We start from the raw sequence: 1,458 nt of genomic DNA, 5'->3' as shown, positions 1-1,458 counted from the left end.
CGGCGGGACAAGCTCTGCACCGATCGTAGCTTCTGTCTTCCAGCCTGCCCTGGCTCCTGTCGGCTTATTGATGGGGATTCTCGGTAACATTGTCGGAACCTATGCGGCCTTGCTCTGTGGTCAATTGGCCCGGATGATTGCCGGCGGTTGAGCGACTATTTAAAGATATAAGGCCTCCTAACCTGGAGGTCTTGCCGCTAGATAAAAAAATGTTTTGTGTAAAAGCATGCATGCAAAAAGGACGTTCCAGCCTTAGATAGGGTGGAACGTCCTTTTTTTCATTTACTTCTCTATTTCTTCAACGATCCGCTTACAAATTTCATGAGTGGTAAGTGAATCTTGAATTGAAGGGTCAGGAGTGCGATTGTTGGCAATACAGTCAATAAAATGATCGGTGATCTGATAAAATCCTCGTTTATAGAGAGTCGGTTCCCAGCCCCCGAATTTTGCTACTTCAATGTCTTTGTTGTGATAGTGGGTAGTCTCGACCAGGTCGGTTACGACGTATTTATGATGACCAGTGGAGTACTCGATCGTTTCCTCCGTGACGCCGCCGTTCCGGTTCATCATCCCCATCGCCGTGCATCCATCACCAATCAGCTGGATGATCAGGTGGTCCATCTTGTCCCCGGTTTTCAGCGCCTGAACCTTTACATCTTGCACGTCCGTATCCATTAGGAATCTCAGGGTGTCGACGACATGAATGAAATCCTCCACGACAAAACGCCTCACATAATCCGCGTCATTGAATCGATTCTTTTGGATCAGGATCAAATCAGCTTTCCCTTTGTCCTTCAGCTCCTGAACGCGTGGGATGAATCTTCGGTTGAAACCGACCATGGCAATCGCCTTGTTCGTTTCCGCAAGCTCGACGATTCGTTCTGTTTCTTGAAAATTCATGGAGATCGGTTTGTCTATGTAAGTGTGGATTCCATGCGAAAGCAGTTTTTCAGCGATTTCGTAATGAGCCTCTGTCGCTGCACTGACGATGACGCCATCCATGTCTTTTTCGATCAATTCCTCGACGGTCTGGACTTTTTCTGGAATTCGATATTTGGCCGCCAACGTGTTCAACGTATCAGGGTTTCTGGTACATAGGACTAGTTCTACGTCTTCTTTTTCAGAAAGGACAGGTAAGTATGCCTTTTTTGCGATATCTCCTAAACCGATAATGCCAATTTTCATATTCTCACCTCGCTAGTTATTACTCTTAGCGTAACATTTTCAAGGAGAAGGCACCTGTGATTTGCATGGAGACGTGAGGGTTATTCAACCTAAGTGCAGGATTGCGGAAGACTCGATTTCGAGATGTTTATGTAGTTTTAGGGTCGTTGGGGAAGGACTCGTCCAGCTGCATTGCCCAGACACTCGCGTCATAAGCAAATCATCAACGGAATGAAAAAGCACATTCCTTTTGATGATTTGCTTATGCGAGTCGTGTCTACCAGGGCGATTCCG

The 1,458-nt window shown here is 46.5% G+C and carries 2 protein-coding genes; one reads left to right on the top strand and one right to left on the bottom strand.

Annotation, left to right across the window (positions count from 1 at the left end; genetic code table 11):
* Window positions 1-151: DUF819 family protein (locus LD39_RS22140; RefSeq protein WP_156112620.1), on the top strand; the 151-nt coding region annotated here is incomplete at its 5' end.
* Window positions 152-282: 131 nt separating this feature from the next.
* Here LD39_RS22140 and LD39_RS10965 read toward each other — a convergent pair.
* The gene (locus tag LD39_RS10965; RefSeq protein ID WP_035546240.1) at window positions 283-1,185 is read right to left on the bottom strand and encodes a Gfo/Idh/MocA family protein; all 903 of its coding nucleotides are present in this window, start codon (window positions 1,183-1,185) and stop codon (window positions 283-285) included.
* Window positions 1,186-1,458 lie beyond the last annotated feature (273 nt).

Origin of the sequence: Halobacillus sp. BBL2006 (assembly GCF_000786645.1) — a bacterium.
In the GTDB taxonomy this organism is placed as follows: Bacteria; Bacillota; Bacilli; order Bacillales; family Halobacillaceae; genus Halobacillus.
This window is presented reverse-complemented; position numbering and strand designations above follow the sequence as displayed.